This is a genomic window from Duganella sp. AC237, from assembly GCF_979254035.1.
Map to the genome: position 1 here is coordinate 2,691,086 of NZ_CEEDEW010000003.1, position 16,670 is coordinate 2,707,755.

Below are 16,670 nucleotides of genomic sequence, written 5' to 3' on the forward strand. Positions count from 1 at the left end.
GAATCAGCATGGTTGCCCCGCGTGGCAGGTCGATCTCAAGCATCACGGCCTCCGGAGCGGTAGCGGGCGTAGGCGCCGAGCGCGGCGCCGATCAGCATGTCGCTGAAATAGTGCGACATGCACAGCAACAGCAAGGTGACCCCGAGCAGGCACCAGGCCAGGACGAAACGCTGGTCGCGGCTGGTGCGCCCGCCCAGCAGGTAGCCGTGCACGGCCATCTGGGCCAGCGGAAACGTCAGCAAGGCCAGCAGCCCGAGGAAGCCGAACAGGCCCAGGTCGACCCAGGCCGACAGGATGTTGTGCGCGTAGTTGCCCGGCTGGTAGCTGGCATAGTCGCCCAGCACGGGGTGCAGGTCGATGCTGCGCAGCGCCTGCCCGGTCAAGTGGTGGCGCGCGCTGACCGAGGATGAGTGCGACAGGTCGAGCAGCTCCAGCGTGCGGTTTTCGGGCACGGCGGCGATGATGGCGTCCAGATTGAATTTGAGCAGCAGGAACAGCAGCAGGAAGACCGCCACCATGGCCATGCGGTGGCGCGAGGCATGGAACTCGATCAGCGGGATCAGGAACAGCAGCGCGCCGAACTCGCTGCGGGCGGTGTTGATGTACAAGGTCGGCAGCCCGAGCGCGTAGAGCGCCCAGCGCAAGCGGCGCTGGCGGGTGCAGGCCAGCATGACGGCCAGCGGCACCAGGTAGGAGCGCGAGAAACCCTGGTAGGTGGCGACGCTGTCGGGGTCGCGGGCGGCGCCCAGCACGGCCAGGTAGAACGCGCCATCGACCGAGAAGCTGAACACCACGGCCGACATCGCGGCCAGGCCGGCCAAATGGGTCAGCCGGAAGCGCCGGCCCTGGAAGTCCAGCGTCTTGAAGATGATGAACAGGCTGAGTATATAGACGATGCCCAGCACGTGGGAGCCGAGGATGCCGGCGTCGGCGCTGGCCGCGTTGCAGGCCATCACGGCCGCGAAATAGGCCAGGAAGCCGAACAGGGCGGCGTCGACGCCGTGCAGGCGGTAGGCGTGCGCGTGCAGGCGGCGCAGGTAGGACAGCAGCAGCAGCGGAAACATCAGCAGCGCGACGATGGCGAAGTAGCCGCCCAGGAAGGCGCGGATCACGCCCAGCCCAAGCAAGGTCTGATAGGCGAAAAAGCCGGGGAACAGCAGGAAGAAGGCCAGCTCGGCGCAGGCGGGGCCGGGCAGGCCGGTGGGGGCGCCGGGGCGCTCAGCGGGCAGCATGCAGGCCTCCGGCCGGGTTGCGGTTGACGCTGTAGCGGTAGGACATGCGCAGGTACAGCAGGTACAGCAGCGAGTAGCCGACGGCGTAGGCCAGCACGTTTTGCTTGAGCGTGAGCGGGGCGGCGAACACCGCCACGGTCATGATGAACAGCGCGATCTGCCACACCAGTTCGATCTTCTGGCGCCCGGCGACGAAGAACACATAGCTCAGCGGACTGGCCAGGAAATTGAGGAAGTACAGGGGCGCCAGGATCTGGGCCAGCTCGCCGGCGCCGCGCCAGGCCTCGCCGAAGGCGAAGGCGAACAGCGCCGGCGAGGCCACCAGCAGGATCAGCGACGGCGCGCAGCCCAGCAGCAGCAACACGCGCAGCGCGTGCAGATAAGCCGGACGGCAATTGCCGGTGTCCTGGTACTGGCGCACCGATTCGCGCTTGAACACTTCGTGCACCGACGCCGCCAGCAGCGAGATCGGCGCGGCCAGCACCCGCTGCGTCAGCGCGAACAGCCCGGCGGCCATCACGCCGTGGCGGGCGCCGATGATCAGCAGCGGCAACTGGCCGACGCCGGTGTTGAGCAGATTGGCCGGCAAGGTGAAGTTCCACAGCGCGCGGTGGGTGCGCAGGAAGGCGCGCTGCGTTTTCGATGGGAACAGCGCCGACAGGCCGTGGCGCGAGAGCCGCTGCGACAGCGCCAGCGCCCTGGCACGCAGGCCGTCGCGCCAGGTGCGCCAGTTCAGGCGCTGGCGCCACGCGTCCGCCGATGGGGCGCGGGCCGCGCGCCGTCCCAGCGGCGGCGTGAGCAGGATGCGCGCGGCCAGCAGGCCCAGCGCCAGTCCGATCAGGTGACCGGCCTTCAGCGCGTCGGTGCCGGCGCCCAGGCTCAGGATGCCCAGCTGCGCCAGCGCGATGCCGCCCGCCGCGACGATCCTGGCCTTGGCGGCCGGGGCGAAGGCGTTGTGCGAGGCGGCGTAGGCGAGCGTGGTTTGCATCGTCGCCGTCAGCCAGGCCGCCAGGCCCAGGGTCAGCGCGCCCAGCCAGGACATGCTGGTCAGGCAGGACATCTTGACCAAGGCGGCGGCCACCGTCATCAGCAGCGCCAGCCAGGTCGCCGACCAGGCCACCACGCTGAAGCACAGGTGCTGGCGCTGGCGGCGCTGGTCGAAGATCATCGCGTTTTCCATGCGCAAGGTGGCGATCACCGCCGCGATGGCGACCACCCCGAACCAGACGCTGAACGCCCCCATCTCCGCCGGCGTGCACAGGCGCGTGATCAGCGGCGCGGCCAGGATCGGCAGCGCCTGCGCGGCCACCGAGCCGCTCGTCACGGTGAGCAGGTGTTTCCAGAACGTCGGCAGCGCGGGCAGCTTGGGCATGGGCATGGACATGGCGGGGTCCTAGTTGCCGGTGGCGGCCAGCACCACGGCCGCCACTTTTTCGGCGTCGGCGCTGGCCAGGTAGGGGCCCATGGGCAGGCTGAGCACGTGCTCGGCCAGCAGTTCGGCCACCGGGCAGGCGGCGTCGTCGAAGCGCGCGTAGGCCGGCTGCAGGTGGATCGGCAGCGGATAGTGGACGGCGCTGGGGATGCCGGCCAGCTCCAGCGCGCTCTGCACCGCGGCGCGCCGCTCCACCACCACCGTGTACTGGGCGTAGGCGCTGTCGCGGTCCGGCGCCGGCGCCGCCGTTTCGATGCGGCCGGCGAACAGCCGGTCGTAGAGGGCGGCCACGCGGCGGCGCCGCGCCAGCTCGTCGTCGAATGCGCCCAGCTTGGCCAGCACGATGGCGCACTGCAGGGTGTCCATGCGGCCGCCGACGCCGATGCGGGTGTGGCGGTAGCGCTGCGACTGGCCGTGCACGCGGATTTCGCGCATCGCCCGCGCCAGCTCGTCGTCGCTGGTGAAGATGGCGCCGCCGTCGCCGTAGCATCCCAGCGGCTTGCTGGGGAAGAAGCTGGTGCAGCCGATGGCCGACAGGTTGCAGCTGCGCAGGCCGCGATAGCTGGCGCCGAAGCTTTGCGCCGCGTCCTCGATGACGGCCAGGCCGTGCCGGCGGGCGATGTCGTTGATGGCGTCCATGTCGGCCGGCTGGCCGTACAGCGACACCGGCATGATGGCGCGCGTGCGCGGGCCGATGCGGGCGGCGACCAGCGCCGGATCGAGGTTGCCGCTGGCGCGCTCGACATCGACGAACACCGGCCGCGCGCCCAGCAGCACGATGGCCTCGGCGGTGGCGATGAAGGAGAACGGCGTGGTGATGACCTCGTCGCCGGGCTGGATGCCCAGCGCCATGAGCGAGATCACCAGCGCCTCCGTGCCCGAGGACACGGTGATGCAGTGGCGCGCGCCGCTGAACGCGGCCAGTTTCTGCTCCAGTTGCGCCACCTCCGGCCCCATGATGTACTGGCCGTGGTCGAGCACCCGCTGGATGGCGTCGTTGATGTCTTCGCGCAGCAGTTGATATTGCGTTTTCAGATCGATGAATTCCATGGGGGGCTCCGTGGCCAGGCTGGGGGAATGGATGGGCGCCAGCGATCAGGCGTCCGCTATCAGCGCGCAGACACCTTCCCGCAGCACATACAAATCGCCGCTGTGCGGACAGGCGGCGCTGCCGTCGCCGGCCAGCGGCAGGTCGAGCCGCTCGCCATACCGGCTGATCCAGCCGATCCGGCGCGCCGGCACGCCCGCCATCAGCGCGAAATCGGGCACGTCGCGGTTGGCGACCGCGCCGGCGGCGAGGAAGGCGTGCGCGCCGATCGTCACGCCGCACACCACGGTGGCGTTGGCGCCGATGGTGGCGCCGCGCCGCACCAGGGTGGCGCGGTACTCGCTCTTGCGGGCGACCGCCGAGCGCGGGTTGTAGACGTTGGTGAACACCATGCTGGGGCCGCAGAAGACGTCGTCCTCGATGGTGACGGCGTCGTACACGGAGACGTTGTTCTGGATTTTGACGTTGTCGCCGATCACCACGTCGTTGCCGATGTAGACGTTCTGGCCCAGCGAGCAGCCGGCGCCGATGCGGGCCCCGCCGCAGACGTGGCTGAAGTGCCAGACGCGCGTGCCGGCGCCGATGACGGCGCCCTCATCGACGATGGCGCTGGGGTGTACCGTCAAATCCATGTGGTTCTCCGTGGGCGTGTTCATAGCGGTACTCCGGCTTAATAATCCAGCGGCAGCGCCACGCGGCGGCCGTCGCGCGCCGAGCGGTAGGCGGCGATCAGCACCTCGAGCGACTTCAGGCCCTCGCGGCCGTCGGTCTCCGGCTCGGCCTCGCCGCGCAGCACCTTGATCACGTTGTCGTAGTACAGCGGATGGCCGAAGCCGTACACCGACGTGGTGGCGTAGCTGGCCGCGCGCACGCGGGCGTCGTCCTCGTCCGGCTCGGCGAAGTCCCACTGCTGCACCTCGTTGACGGCCACGCCGCCGATGCGCGCCGTGCCTTTCTCGCCAAGGATGGTGATGCTGCCTTCGAGGTTGTGCGGGTAGGCCAGCATCGTCACGTTCATCGAGCCGAGCGCGCCGTTGCGCCAGCGCAGGCTGATGACGCCGGTGTCCTCGACCTCGATGTCGCGCGCCAGCGTGGCGGTGTACGCTTGCAGGCTTTCGACCGGGCCGACGATCCAGTCGAGCAGGTCGACGTAGTGGCTGGCCTGGTTCATGAAGGCGCCGCCGTCGAACTCCCAGGTGCCGCGCCAGGCGGCGCTGTTGTAGTAGCTTTGCGGCCGGGTCCAGAACACGTTCAGGTTGACCATGTAGATGCGGCCGAAGCGTTTTTTGTCGACCGCGCTTTTGAGCAGTTGCAAGGTGGCGTTGCGGCGGTTCTGCTTGACGACGAACATGCGCACGCCGGCCGCGTCGCAGGCGCTGACCATGCGCTTGGCGTCCTCCCAGCGCGTGGCCATCGGTTTTTCGGTGACCACGTGGCGCCCGGCGGCGGCGATGTGCACCGCCTGTTCGGGATGCAGGCCGGACGGCGTGGTGATGATGACGGCGTCGACCTCGCTCCTGGCCAGCATCTGGTCCAGGCGAGCATACGGCGTGGCGCCGGTCTGGGCGGCGGCGCGCGACAGCGCGGCCGGGTCGATGTCGCAGACGGCGACCAGCTGGCAGCGCTCGGCGTGCTGGGCCAGCGCGGCAAAATGGTTTTGCGCGATGCGGCCGCAGCCGACCAGCGCGAAGCGCATTTTTCGGCCGACGACGGCGGGGGTGAACTGGCGCATGGGAGTGCTCCTTTTAATTGAGGGGGAAGCGCGGCCGGCGCAGGGTTCCTGCGCCCGGCGCGCCGTCAGGACGCCTGGGCCTGCACCGGCGCCGGCGGCGCCATGCTCAGCTGCGCGATCGCGCGCAGCGCCGCTTCGCCGTCGCCGGCCCGGGCGCCGGTTTGCGGCGTGAACTCGTCCATGATGGTTTTGAGCATGGCCTCGATCAGCCAGCGGTCGTTGGTGTCGCAGGTGATCAGCAGCAGCTCGATGTACTGGTCCAGCACGGCCGGCGGCAGCGCCTGCTCCTTCATGCGCAGGATGCGCGGATGACGGCTCGGCTCGGCGCCGTCGGCGGTCAGCAGTTCCTCCTGCAGCTTTTCGCCGGGGAACAGGCCGACGTAGCTGATCTCGATGTCGCCCTGCGGATGCTGGGCGGTCTTCTCGGTCAGGCCGGCCAGCGCGATCATGCTGCGGGCCAGGTCGACGATGCGGATCGGCTGGCCCATGTCGAGCACGAACACCTCGCCGCCCTCGGCCATCGCGCCGGCCTGGATCACCAGCTGCGCCGCCTCGGGGATCAGCATGAAATAGCGTTCCATGGCGGCGTCGGTGATGGTCAGCGGCCCGCCTTGCTGCAACTGGCGGCGGAACAGCGGCACCACCGAGCCGGACGAGCCCAGCACGTTACCGAAGCGGACCATGCTGAAGGTGGTGGTGCTGTCGCCGCGCGACGCCGTCTGCGCGGCGGCCTGGAACACCAGCTCGGACAGGCGCTTGCTGGCGCCCATGATGGTGCTGGGGCGCACCGCCTTGTCGCTCGACACCAGCACGCAGGTCTCGACCAGGTACTTGGCGGCGATGTTGGCGACCGCGCGCGCGCCGACGACATTGTTGCGCAAGCCTTCGACCAGGTTGGTTTCGACCATCGTCACGTGCTTGTAGGCGGCGGCGTGGTAGATGGTGTCGATGCTGTCCTCCTGCATCACCCGTTCGAGCAGCTGTTCGTTGCACACCGAGCCCAGATGGGCGCGCACAGCCAGTTGCGGCCAGTTGGCCTGCAGTTCCTGGCGTATCGTATACAGCGCGTATTCGGAATGGTCGAGCAGGTGCAGGCGGCGCGGTCCGAGGCCGGCGACCTGGCGGCACAACTCGCTGCCGATGGAGCCGCCGGCGCCGGTCACCAGCACGCTCTTGCCGCGCACGCAGCGGCTGAACAGCGCGCTGTCGGGCTGCACCGGCGGGCGGCCCAGCAATTGTTCGAGCGGAAAGTCCGGCACGGGACCGCGCGGCAACGGCTGCCGGCGCAGCGCATGGTCGGCCAGGTCGAGCAGACCGTGCAGGAACTTGATGCTGACGCCCGAGGTGCGCAGCATGCGCAGCACCGCGCCGAGCCGCTCGCCGGAGGTGGCCGGCAGCGCGACGACGATCAGCCGGATCGACGAGGCGGCGATGACTTCGCCGAGCCGCTCGGGCGGGAACACGCGCAGGCCGCCGACGGTGCGCTGTTCGCCGCCGCACTTCTCGTCGATGAAACATACCGGGCAGTAACGGCTGTCGCCGCGCATCGCCTGCGCCAGCCGGGCACCGGTGTCGCCGGCGCCATAGATGGCCACCGGTTCGCGCGCCTCCGCCGGCGCGCGGGTATGGCGCCGCAGGAAGGCGCGCACCGCCACGCGCGAGGCGACCAGGTACGACATCGCGATCAACCAGTAATTGAACAGCGCGCCGGACGGCAGCGGCTGGTCGTCGCGGTCCATGGTCAACGCCGACACCGCCAGCACCGCGCCGCCCAGGCCGAGTCCGGCGATGGTCAGCATGCGCTGGTCCAGATAGCGCACCACCGCCGAATACAGGTCGCTCATGGCCAGCGCGGCGATCGACATCGCCGTCAGCAGCAGCGTGAGCGCCGGCGACGCGCTGGCATAGGCGCCGGCGCCGGCCAGCAGCGCCAGTTGCAGGCACAGCGGCAGCGCCAGGCAGTCGGCGCCGAACATCAATAGGCTCTTGCCGGCGCGGCTGATGGCGATCAATTTCTCGCTGAGGACGCGGGCAAGCGGGGCAAGGCTGTCAGTGAAATAGAGCATGGTGCGCAATACCTTCGACGAAGCAATCATTGTGGTTGCCAACGCAATGGCGCGTGGCATGCACTGATTGTCTTCTGACCAGCATATTGCGGCTTGACTGCGATCAAACGGCCGAGCGTACCCCGGCGGCCGTGCTTGACTTCTACATTTCCTATTCCACTTAATTTTCTTTGGAAATGATTTAAACCTTATGGCATAAGGAGTACTTTTAAATGGGCTTGATCACGTACACGCAGCGGCGCGCGCCGTTGAGCATGTGTTCGACGCGGCCGACCGAGCAATCGGGACCGAGCACGCGCTGGAACAGGTCCAGCTCCGAACGGCAGAACTGCTGGCACTGGCGCGCGGCCGCGCAGATCGGACAGTGGTTCTCGACCAGCAGCAGGCTGCCGTCGCCGCGCGTTTCGACTTCGGCCATATAGCCTTCGCTGCTGCGCGCCTGCACCAGCGCGGCCACGCGCTCGGGCAGCGCGTTGGCGTTGCGCAGATGCACACGGTACTGCTGCTCGCTGACGGCCTCGCGCGCGGCGATCAGTTTGTCGAGGCCGGCGTCGCCGAACAGGCCGCGCACCTGGTCGATCAGCTGCACCGTCAGGTCGGCGTGCCGGTCGGGAAAGCGCGCGTGGCCGGCCTCGGTCAGCAGCCAGCGGCGCGAAGGACGGCCGCGCTTGTCGGCCACTTCCTCGTACGTCAGCATGCCTTTTTCCCGCCACGCCTCGAGCTGCCTGCGCGCGCCCATCGACGTCAGGTCCAGCAAGGCCGCCAGCTGCTGCGCGGTTTGCGGACCGCGCGTCTTGATCAGGAAGAGGGTTTGTTCGGCGGTGTTCACGGCAGCGCCTCTTCGAGGTTGTCGTTGTCCTTGCCGCGCATGCTGGCGTGCCAGCCGCCCATGCGCCACGCCGACCAGGTCGTCAACGCCGCGCCCAGCAGCAGGATCAGTCGCGTGTCGATCAGGGTCAGCACCGCGCCGATCAGCGCCATCAGGATGTTGGCCAGGCAGAACGTGGTCGAGATCAATCCCATCACCGCGCCTTGTCCGTGGGCGCCGAAGCGTTCCGCGCACCAGGTGGGCACGATGCCGTTGTAGAACGAGTGCGGGATGCCGAACAGGATGATGGCCGCGATGCCGAGCTTGGCGTTGCTGGCGGCAAGCAGGGCGATCAAGCCGGCCGTGACGAAGGCGAAGCGGCGCGCCCGCAGCAGCGGCTCGCCTGTGAACGGGCGGCCGGCGAAGATGGTGGTGGCGGTCATGACGGCGCACATGGCGGCCGTGGTCCAGGCGATGCCTTGCGAGCCGTAGCCGGGCACTTCCACCAGCCACAGCGGATAAAACTCGTAGAAGGCCGTCACGCCGCTGGTGTACGCCAGCGTCACGATGAACAGGTTGCGCAGGTCCGGTTCGCGCAGCAGATTGAGCGCGTGGCGGTCGCGCGCCACCTGCCACCATGAGGTGGTGGCGTCCGACGGCGCTTCGGACGGTAGCGCGATGGCCACCAGCACGGCCGTCATCAGCAGCAGCGCGACGGCGATCCAGAACGGCACCGTGATGCCCCACACCAGGGTGAAGCCGGCCAGCAGTGGACCGGCCAGCCAGCCCATGTAGAAGGCGCCGTTAAGCCACGACAGCGCTTTGCGGCGCAGGTCGCCTTCGAGGCGGTCGGCCAGCATGGCGCGCGCGACCGAGCCGTTGCCTTCGAGCAGACCGGTAAAGAAGCGGGCGGCGATGAACAGCGGATACGATTCGAACAGCAGCGCCAGGGCGGTGATGGCGTGGCCGAGGGCGGCGCCGTACAAGGTGACCAGCAGCACCGGGCGGCGGCCGTAGCGGTCGGACATCGGGCCGAGCAGGGCGGAACCGATCAGCAGGCCGAGCGGGTTGATCATCAGCGCCAGGCCGAACAGCAGCTTGGGCGGCAAGCCGAGGAAACTGTTTAGATCGTTTGTGACGCCGGCGGCGAACAGCGGCGGCAGGATCGGGTAGGGCAGCGCGGCGCCGATGGTTGAGAGCAGGGCCAGCAGGCAGGCGGCGCTTATCAGTAGCGGTGATTTCATGGGGTGTCGGTCGGTTTGCAGTACCGATACTGTAAGCGCTCTCAGCCATTAAGTAAACGAAAATGTTTATTAATTCATCGGCGCGGGAGGGGGCATGTATGATGGCGGTCATCGCAACCAGACCGACGCATCATGAGAAAGTGGTACCAGGACCGCCGAGGCGGCTATTTTTTTCTGCTGCTCGGGATCGGCCTGATGCTGGTTTTCGGCGCGCTGGAGTGGCGCTTTCCGGCGTCGGACCGGCTCGAGGCCCTGACCGGCCGCGTGACGTGGAGCTACACCAGCATGGGCGCGCTGTACTACACGGTGGCCGGCGACGCGCGCCAGTTCGCGCTGCTGGAAAAGGGCGACAGCGACGGCCGCATGCGCGCCGCCGTGCGCGATGCCACCATGCTGTATCCGGTCACCATCAAATTCGATCCGCGCCAGACCACGCGTCCCGGTTTCCTGCCCGGCTTTTTCTATACCACCTTCGGCGTCGCGGTCGGCGGCAAGGACGTCACGACCTTCGACGACGTGCGCGCCGCCCATCGCCGCGACAACCTGATCGCGCTGGTGCTGGGCCTGGTGTTCACGGCCTTCGGCGCGCGCCGCCTGTATGTTCTCAGGGGCGCGGCCGAGCCCGCTCCAGTGCCGCCACGTCGCCGCCGGCGATGAGCGCCAGGTGCTCGGTGATGTGCGCGACCGGCCAGTCCCACCACGCGATGGCTTGCAGCGCCGCCGCCACGCCGGCCGGGAAGCGTTCCTTGATTACCCGCGCCGGATTGCCGCCGACCACCGTGTAGGGCGGCACATCGGCCACCACCGTCGCCCGCGACGAGACGAGCCTCCTTAGCCCATCTCGCGCTGGCGGCGGAACGCCAGGAAGCCGGCGATGACGGTGAAGGTGGCGACGATCGCCACCACCACCCAGAAGCCGTGCGGGGCGTCGGCCAGCGGGATGCCGCCGACGTTCATGCCGAACAGGCCGGCGATGATGTTGATCGGCAACGCGAGCACCGTGACCACCGTCAGCACGAACAGGCTGTGGTTGTTGCCCTCGTTGACCAGCGCGGCGATCTCTTCCTGGATCAGCTTGATGCGTTCCTGCAGCGAGGCCATGTCGGCCAGCACCATCGAGAATTCCTCGGTCGACTGGCGCAGCTCCTGGGCGTCGATCTCGGCCACCCACGACGGCGGCCTTTGCAGCAGCCGGAACAGCGCGGCCGGCTCCGGCGCCAGCAGGCGCTGCAGGCGCACCAGCACGCGCCGCAGGTGGCCCAGGCTGGCGCGCTTGGTGTTGAGCTTGCCCGCCAGCAGGTTGTCCTCGATGCCGTCGACGGTGGCGATGGCGTCGCGCACGATCTTGATCAGGGCGTCGGCCTGGTCGCGCAGCAGGTGGATCAGCAGCTCGACCGACGAACGGATCGGCTCGCCGCCGCGCACCGCGTTGCGCAGCACGTCGACCGCCTTGAGCGGCTTGCGCCGCGCGCTGATGACGACCTGCTTGTCGACGCTCAGCCACAAGGTCGAGATGTCGGACGGTTCGAACGTGAAGTCGTGCAGCACGTCGTTGACGACGGCGATCAGGATGTTGTCGGCCAGTTCGATGCGGGTCGAGCGCGGGCCTTCATGCAGGCTTTCATAGAATTCCTCGGGCAGCGCGGTGTGCTCGTGCAGCCATTTCTCGCTGGCGGTGTTGGCCAGGTTGTAGTGCAGCCAGATGAATTCGGTCGGATGGTGGGCGCGGTTCTTCAGCCAGACGCGCGCTTCTTCGGTGTCCAGCGGCCGGCCCGTGCCGTCGGCCTCGCGGCCGAACACATAGCCGCAGACCAGGCCGGATTGGTCCGACCCGTAGGACAGGGGGGCAGTCTGCATGCATCATCTCCATGGGGAGGGCCGGGCGCGCGACTGCGCCACGCCGGCCCGGTGGCGCTCAGACCAGCAGCGCGGCGTTCATTTCGGCGGCGTCGTTGGCCGCTTCCTTCAGCATCAGCGCCAGCTTGTCCTCGTCGATGAACAGGTCGATCGCCGAGTCGGAGTGCGGCGGCAGCTCGCGCTGCGGCTCCTGCAGCGGCGAACGCACCGGCGTCAGATGGTTGGCCAGCAGCAGCGTGTCGAGCAGCGAGTCCGGCGGGATCGACATGAAGCTGTCGCGCAGGCCTTCGATGGCGTCGGCCACCGGTTCCGGGATGCACAGCTTGCGCATCACTTCGCGCGTGATGATTTCCTCGCTGGCCGAGTGCCAGTTCTCCGGGTCTTCCTCGAGCAGGCCGGGGAACTCGTCGGCGCGCGACAGCAGGTAGAAGCCGCCCACCTCGTGGACGATGCCGGCGAACAGCGCGGTGTCCTCGTTGACGCCGGTGACGTGGCGCGCGATCAGGCGCGCCAGCGCGGAGACGGCGATGGTGTGGTCCCACAGCGCCTCGGCCTTGGCGCGCAGTTTCGGGTCGGTGATCTTACTGCCGAACTGGCGCACCACCATCGCGGCGGCCAGCGCGAACAGGTTCTGGTAACCGATGCGCATGATGGCGCCGCGCACGTTGGTAATCACCGGCGCGCCGGAGCGGTTGAACATGGCCGAGTTGGCGATGGCGACGGTGCGGGCGGCCAGCAGCGGCTCGGCCAATACCAGGCCGATCGCCTTATCGACCGGGCATTCCGGATCGTCCAGTGCCAATTGAACGCGGAGCGCCGCGTTTACGCTGGTGGGGAACACCAGTTCGCCACGGATGGCCAAGGCCGCAATATGGCCGAATGCTTCAAGTTTATTCATGATTAAAATTATACGCACGCTACGCCCCATTCTCAACGCCATGATGACGATGTTGTGGGTTACGGCTGCGATAGAGGCGGGGATGCGACAGTGGCAAATGAATCCGTGGTCGTATCGACCACGGATACGGCCATGAACAGGTACGCTGAAAATCTGGGAGACACGTAGGGCTGATTAGCGCGCAGCGCGTAATCGGCCATGCATGCGCCGCGAAGAGCGCATGCAAAGGCGGGAGACGCCGGCGTTAAGCGCTGGCCAACTGCGGCTGACGTGGCGCCACGGCGCCGCTATAACGCGCCACCGACAAATCGTCGGCCAGGATCGCCGGCCGGCGTGCCGAAATGATATCGGACAGCAGTTGCGCGGAACCGCACGACATGGTCCATCCCAAGGTACCGTGGCCGGTGTTGATGAACAGGTTGCGCAGCGCGGTGCGGCCGACGATGGGCGTGCCGTCCGGCGTCATTGGCCGCAAGCCGGTCCAGAAGCTGGCCTTGGTCGTATCGCCGGCGCCAGGGAACAGGTCGTTGACCACCATTTCCAGCGTCTCGCGGCGGCGCGGGTTGAGGCGGGTGTCGAAGCCGGCGATTTCGGCCATGCCGCCGACGCGGATACGGTCGTCGAAGCGGGTCACGGCGATCTTGTAAGTCTCGTCGAGAATGGTCGACACCGGCGCGGCGGCGGCGTTCACGATCGGCACCGTGATCGAATAGCCCTTGAGCGGATAGACCGGGATGCTGACCAGGTTCTTGAGCAGGCTGGTCGAATAGGAGCCGAGCGCGACCACGTACGAGTCGGCGGTCACCACTTCGGCGCCGCAGCGCACGCCCTTGATGTCGTCGCCGGACGCGATCAGGCCGGTGATGTCGACGCCGTAGCGGAACTTGACGCCAAGCTTTTCGGCCATTGCCGTCAGCGCGGTGGTGAACATCTGGCAGTCGCCGGTCTCGTCGTTGGGCAGGCGCAGGCCGCCGACCAGCTTGTTCTGGTCCAGGCCCGGCTCGGCCCCCGCCAGCTGTTCGCGGCCCAGCAGTTCGTAGGCGACGCCGGTTTCCTCGAGCACGGCGATGTCCTTGGCGGCGTCGTCGAGCTGCTTTTGGGTGCGGAACAGCTGCGTGGTGCCTTGCTGGCGCCCTTCGTACTCGATGCCGGTGGCCGCACGGAGGGTTTTGAAGCAGTCGCGGCTGTATTCGGCCAGGCGCACCATGCGTTCCTTGTTGACGGCATAGCGTTCGGTGGTGCAGTTCTGCAGCATTTGCCACATCCATTGCAGCTGGAACAAGGTGCCGTCAGGCGTGATGGACAGCGGCGCGTGGCGCTGCAGCATCCATTTCATGGCTTTGAGGGGGATGCCGGGCGCGGCCCATGGCGAGGCGTAGCCGGGCGAGATCTGGCCGGCGTTGGCGAAACTGGTTTCCAGCGCGGGGCCCGGTTGACGGTCGAGCACGGTCACGTCGTGGCCGGCCTGCGCCAAATAATAAGCGCTCGTGACGCCGATAACACCGCTACCAAGAATGACAACGCGCATGTGAACCCCTATTATTTATATTTCACCATATATTCCACTATGGTATGCTTGTATCACCAGTATTTGTTACTATATAAAATAAATTATTTAGTGGATTATCATGCGAATTCAAAAGGAATCGGTCCGCGCCCTGGATAAGCTCGACCGCAAGATCCTGCACATCCTGCAAAGCGACGGCCGCATCTCGATGAAGGACTTGAGCGAGCAGGTCGGGCTGTCGATCACGCCGGCCATCGAACGGGTCAAGCGCATGGAGCGCGACGGCGTCATCACCGGCTACCACGCGCGCATCGATCCGCCGGCGCTGGGCGCCAAGCTGCTGGTGTTCGTCGAGATCACCCTGAACCAGAAGTCCGGCCCGGTGTTCGAACAGTTCCGGCGCGAGGTGCTGCGCATCCCGGAGGTGCAGGAGTGCCACCTGGTGTCGGGCGATTTCGACTACCTGATCAAGGCGCGCATCCATGAGATGGCGGAATACCGCAAGCTGCTCGGCGATATGCTGCTCAGCTTGCCCGGCGCGGCGCAGTCGAAGAGCTATGTGGTGATGGAGGAGATCAAGGAAACCCTTTTCCTGGCGACCGGGACGCCGTAACCGGCACGCGTCGCGGCTGCGCTTCAGTTAAAATCGTGGCCAGGTAATTTTATGAATCGGAGCAAGTGTGAATAGTCACCACGGTACTCCACCGACCGCCCACGTCGTGAGCGTCCGCTCGCTGGACGAGCATCTGTCGTCGGACCAAAGCTTCAGCTCGGCCTACGCGCGCGCGGTCGGCGCCATCGCCGGCAACGAAGGCAGCCTCACGCTGGCGCAGTTCGCCGCCGTCACCGACATCGCCGGCGACGGCAAATCCTCGGCCGTGTTCACGGCGCTGGTGCTCAACGCCATCGAGTCGGGCATCGACGTCGACTGGGCCTTCAACGCGCTGGCGCGCAGCTGCGCCGGCATCGACCAGGCCGCCCGTGAGAACGCGCTGGCCATGACGATTCCGCTGTTGGCCCTGCACGGCGGCGACGCCCGCCTGCTGGCGCAACGGCTGGCCAAGGCGCTGGCGGTGCGCCTGTCGCCGGACGACTTGAATAAATTGCCGGTGACCGAGCAGCGCGGCATCCTCGCCAACCTCGGCGAGCAGGCGCGGCGCCTGGTGCGCGGGCGCTCGCTGGCCGACACCGTCGCCGAGTTCGGCCGCAACGCCGGCCAGCCGGAACTGGTCGAGCACGCGCGCAATTTCCAGTCGGGCGATATCGACCACGACCAGTTGCGGCAGCTGGTGGTCAGCACCACCGCGTCGATCACCAGCGACATCAGCGCCTATCTGGACCAGGCGCGGCTGCTGTCGATGGGCGAGGCCACGGCCGCCACCCTGGTGAGCGCGGCCAACGATCTGAAAAGCCAGGTGCTGCAACGTCTGACCCTGGTCGACCAGCGCATCGCCCATGAGCGCCGGCTGCTGGCCGAGGAGATCGACGACGCCGTCCATGACGCCGGCAACGCCATCGAGCTGGCCATCGGCGACCGCCTCAACACCGACAAATGGAAAGAGGAGGAGGTCTGGGCCAGCATCGGCCGCCAGCAGTTCGGGCAGGAGATGGAGCGGCGCCTGGACCGCATCGTGCGCCGCAAGGAGCAGTCGCTGCACTTGCTGCAGGAGGACTTGCGCCTGTTCCAGTCGGCAATGCGGCTCAACCAGTCGTCGGTGTTCCAGCGGCAGCACCATTCGACCTTGGCCAAGCTGATGCCGCGCCTGCGCATCGGCACGCGCCTGGTCAACAAGGTCGACACGGCCGCCAATGTCACCTTGATGAGCGGGGCGGTGGTCGCGGCCGGCACCGGCACGGCCGCCTACCTGATCGGCGCGGCGGTGGTGTTGCCGGTGGTGGCGCCGGCGGCCCCGTTCGTCGGCGGCGCGGTGCTGCTGGCGGGGGCCTTTAAATGGTTCACCGATGGCGGCAAGCGCAAGCGCACGGAAATCCGCGACAAGCGCGCCGCGTTCGAGCAGGAATTGCGCAAGCAGTTGCAGGCGGCCGAGCAATCGTTCAACGACCAGCTGACCCTGGTCGCGCAGGGTTTCCACGACTCCGCGCTGCAATTGCTCACGCCGCTGTTGCTGGAGGCGGAGGCCGCCGCGCGCGTGCCCGGCATGCGCCAGCGCATCGCCGACCGCGTGATTACGCAGGCGCAGACGGCGATCCGCCAGCTCGATGCCGAGTTGCGCTGAGCGGCCGCCGAGCCGGCTTGCTTCGAAGCCAAACTTGCAAAAACGTATGTACGTTGGCGAACGGAAGTAATGCTCCACGCTTGTTATTATGTTCCCTGAGCAACTTCGCTCGACAATAAATAACAATATGGGGCACATCATGAACGCCAAACTCATTGCGGCCAGCTTGCTGGCTTTGTCCGCCAGCGCCTTCGCCGGCACCACCAACGTCTCGGTCAACATCGGCCAGCCTGGCTTTTACGGCCGCATCGACATCGGTGATTATCCGCAGCCGCAAGTGATTTATCGGGAGCCGCTGATTATCCAGCGTCCGACCCATTACGTCGAGCGCGCGCCGATCTATCTGCGCGTGCCGCCTGGCCACGCCAAGAAGTGGTCCAAGCACTGCGGCGCATACAATGCCTGCGGCCAACCAGTGTATTTTGTTCAAGATAGCTGGTATAACAACCAATACGCGCCAGCGTATCGCAGCCGTCACGACGACCGCCGGGATGACCGGCGCGACGACCGTCGTGACGATCACCGAGACGACGACCGCGGCAACGGCAAGGGCCATGGCAAGGGCCACGGCAATGGTCACGGCAACGGTCGCGACCGTTAATCGCGACA

The 16,670-nt window shown here is 67.3% G+C and carries 16 protein-coding genes; 4 read left to right on the forward strand and 12 right to left on the reverse strand.

Features of this window, described 5'->3' with window-relative positions:
- Nucleotides 1–35: 35 nt before the first annotated feature.
- From AC0IYS_RS12290 to AC0IYS_RS12325, 8 genes are all read right to left on the reverse strand, one after another.
- Nucleotides 36–1,232: a hypothetical protein gene (locus AC0IYS_RS12290; protein ID WP_471705405.1), complete on the reverse strand. Its 1,197-nt coding sequence runs from the start codon at nt 1,230–1,232 to the stop codon at nt 36–38.
- Entirely contained in the window at nt 1,219–2,616 is a 1,398-nt protein-coding gene (locus tag AC0IYS_RS12295; RefSeq protein ID WP_471705406.1) for a lipopolysaccharide biosynthesis protein, read from the reverse strand. The genes AC0IYS_RS12290 and AC0IYS_RS12295 overlap by 14 nt, the downstream gene beginning before the upstream one ends.
- A gap of 9 nt (nt 2,617–2,625) precedes the next feature.
- Nucleotides 2,626–3,714 carry a DegT/DnrJ/EryC1/StrS family aminotransferase gene (locus AC0IYS_RS12300; protein WP_471705407.1) on the reverse strand — a complete coding sequence of 363 codons (1,089 nt, stop codon included), beginning with the start codon at nt 3,712–3,714 and terminating at the stop codon, nt 2,626–2,628.
- A 45-nt stretch (nt 3,715–3,759) separates the two neighbouring features.
- Complete coding sequence (locus AC0IYS_RS12305) at nt 3,760–4,344, reverse strand: acyltransferase (protein ID WP_471708852.1); 585 nt, start codon at nt 4,342–4,344, stop codon at nt 3,760–3,762.
- A gap of 38 nt (nt 4,345–4,382) precedes the next feature.
- Nucleotides 4,383–5,444, reverse strand: coding sequence for a Gfo/Idh/MocA family protein (locus tag AC0IYS_RS12310; protein ID WP_471705408.1), 1,062 nt, complete (start codon nt 5,442–5,444; stop codon nt 4,383–4,385).
- 65 nt (nt 5,445–5,509) lie between these two features.
- A complete protein-coding gene (locus AC0IYS_RS12315; RefSeq protein ID WP_471705409.1) occupies nt 5,510–7,510 on the reverse strand; it encodes a polysaccharide biosynthesis protein in 2,001 nt (666 codons plus the stop codon).
- 208 nt (nt 7,511–7,718) lie between these two features.
- The gene (locus AC0IYS_RS12320; protein ID WP_471705410.1) at nt 7,719–8,339 is read right to left on the reverse strand and encodes a helix-turn-helix transcriptional regulator; all 621 of its coding nucleotides are present in this window, start codon (nt 8,337–8,339) and stop codon (nt 7,719–7,721) included.
- Nucleotides 8,336–9,562: an MFS transporter gene (locus tag AC0IYS_RS12325; RefSeq protein ID WP_471705411.1), complete on the reverse strand. Its 1,227-nt coding sequence runs from the start codon at nt 9,560–9,562 to the stop codon at nt 8,336–8,338. The genes AC0IYS_RS12320 and AC0IYS_RS12325 overlap by 4 nt, the downstream gene beginning before the upstream one ends.
- A gap of 132 nt (nt 9,563–9,694) precedes the next feature.
- Between AC0IYS_RS12325 and AC0IYS_RS12330 the strand changes: the two genes are divergently transcribed.
- The gene (locus tag AC0IYS_RS12330) at nt 9,695–10,219 is read left to right on the forward strand and encodes a hypothetical protein (protein ID WP_471705412.1); all 525 of its coding nucleotides are present in this window, start codon (nt 9,695–9,697) and stop codon (nt 10,217–10,219) included.
- On the opposite strand, the gene AC0IYS_RS12335 is transcribed toward AC0IYS_RS12330, so the two are convergent.
- The 4 genes from AC0IYS_RS12335 to AC0IYS_RS12350 form a co-directional block, all read right to left on the reverse strand.
- Nucleotides 10,167–10,355, reverse strand: a complete 189-nt coding sequence (locus tag AC0IYS_RS12335) for a hypothetical protein (RefSeq protein ID WP_471705413.1) — start codon at nt 10,353–10,355, stop codon at nt 10,167–10,169. The genes AC0IYS_RS12330 and AC0IYS_RS12335 overlap by 53 nt on opposite strands.
- A 38-nt stretch (nt 10,356–10,393) precedes the next feature.
- Nucleotides 10,394–11,419, reverse strand: coding sequence for a transporter (locus AC0IYS_RS12340; protein ID WP_471705414.1), 1,026 nt, complete (start codon nt 11,417–11,419; stop codon nt 10,394–10,396).
- A gap of 58 nt (nt 11,420–11,477) precedes the next feature.
- Nucleotides 11,478–12,317 (reverse strand): HDOD domain-containing protein, encoded by an 840-nt coding sequence (locus tag AC0IYS_RS12345; RefSeq protein WP_471705415.1) that lies wholly within the window; start codon nt 12,315–12,317, stop codon nt 11,478–11,480.
- 244 nt (nt 12,318–12,561) lie between these two features.
- Nucleotides 12,562–13,845 carry a D-amino acid dehydrogenase gene (locus tag AC0IYS_RS12350; RefSeq protein WP_471705416.1) on the reverse strand — a complete coding sequence of 428 codons (1,284 nt, stop codon included), beginning with the start codon at nt 13,843–13,845 and terminating at the stop codon, nt 12,562–12,564.
- A 100-nt stretch (nt 13,846–13,945) separates the two neighbouring features.
- On the opposite strand from AC0IYS_RS12350, the gene AC0IYS_RS12355 reads away from it, so the two are divergent.
- The 3 genes from AC0IYS_RS12355 (at nt 13,946) to AC0IYS_RS12365 (ending at nt 16,662) form a co-directional block, all read left to right on the forward strand.
- Complete coding sequence (locus AC0IYS_RS12355; RefSeq protein WP_363506214.1) at nt 13,946–14,437, forward strand: Lrp/AsnC ligand binding domain-containing protein; 492 nt, start codon at nt 13,946–13,948, stop codon at nt 14,435–14,437.
- A 67-nt stretch (nt 14,438–14,504) separates the two neighbouring features.
- The gene (locus AC0IYS_RS12360; RefSeq protein ID WP_471705417.1) at nt 14,505–16,061 is read left to right on the forward strand and encodes a hypothetical protein; all 1,557 of its coding nucleotides are present in this window, start codon (nt 14,505–14,507) and stop codon (nt 16,059–16,061) included.
- Nucleotides 16,062–16,200: 139 nt separating this feature from the next.
- Nucleotides 16,201–16,662, forward strand: a complete 462-nt coding sequence (locus AC0IYS_RS12365) for a hypothetical protein (RefSeq protein WP_471705418.1) — start codon at nt 16,201–16,203, stop codon at nt 16,660–16,662.
- Nucleotides 16,663–16,670 lie beyond the last annotated feature (8 nt).

Bases quoted from the DNA above. Each gene is read 5' to 3' on its own strand.
- AC0IYS_RS12290 (WP_471705405.1), bottom strand. From the start codon at position 1,232: ATGCTGCCCGCTGAGCGCCCCGGCGCCCCCACCGGCCTGCCCGGCCCC.
- AC0IYS_RS12295 (WP_471705406.1), bottom strand. From the start codon at position 2,616: ATGTCCATGCCCATGCCCAAGCTGCCCGCGCTGCCGACGTTCTGGAAA.
- AC0IYS_RS12300 (WP_471705407.1), bottom strand. From the start codon at position 3,714: ATGGAATTCATCGATCTGAAAACGCAATATCAACTGCTGCGCGAAGAC.
- AC0IYS_RS12305 (WP_471708852.1), bottom strand. From the start codon at position 4,344: ATGGATTTGACGGTACACCCCAGCGCCATCGTCGATGAGGGCGCCGTC.
- AC0IYS_RS12310 (WP_471705408.1), bottom strand. From the start codon at position 5,444: ATGCGCCAGTTCACCCCCGCCGTCGTCGGCCGAAAAATGCGCTTCGCG.
- AC0IYS_RS12315 (WP_471705409.1), bottom strand. From the start codon at position 7,510: ATGCTCTATTTCACTGACAGCCTTGCCCCGCTTGCCCGCGTCCTCAGC.
- AC0IYS_RS12325 (WP_471705411.1), bottom strand. From the start codon at position 9,562: ATGAAATCACCGCTACTGATAAGCGCCGCCTGCCTGCTGGCCCTGCTC.
- AC0IYS_RS12330 (WP_471705412.1), top strand. From the start codon at position 9,695: ATGAGAAAGTGGTACCAGGACCGCCGAGGCGGCTATTTTTTTCTGCTG.
- AC0IYS_RS12340 (WP_471705414.1), bottom strand. From the start codon at position 11,419: ATGCAGACTGCCCCCCTGTCCTACGGGTCGGACCAATCCGGCCTGGTC.
- AC0IYS_RS12345 (WP_471705415.1), bottom strand. From the start codon at position 12,317: ATGAATAAACTTGAAGCATTCGGCCATATTGCGGCCTTGGCCATCCGT.
- AC0IYS_RS12350 (WP_471705416.1), bottom strand. From the start codon at position 13,845: ATGCGCGTTGTCATTCTTGGTAGCGGTGTTATCGGCGTCACGAGCGCT.
- AC0IYS_RS12355 (WP_363506214.1), top strand. From the start codon at position 13,946: ATGCGAATTCAAAAGGAATCGGTCCGCGCCCTGGATAAGCTCGACCGC.
- AC0IYS_RS12365 (WP_471705418.1), top strand. From the start codon at position 16,201: ATGAACGCCAAACTCATTGCGGCCAGCTTGCTGGCTTTGTCCGCCAGC.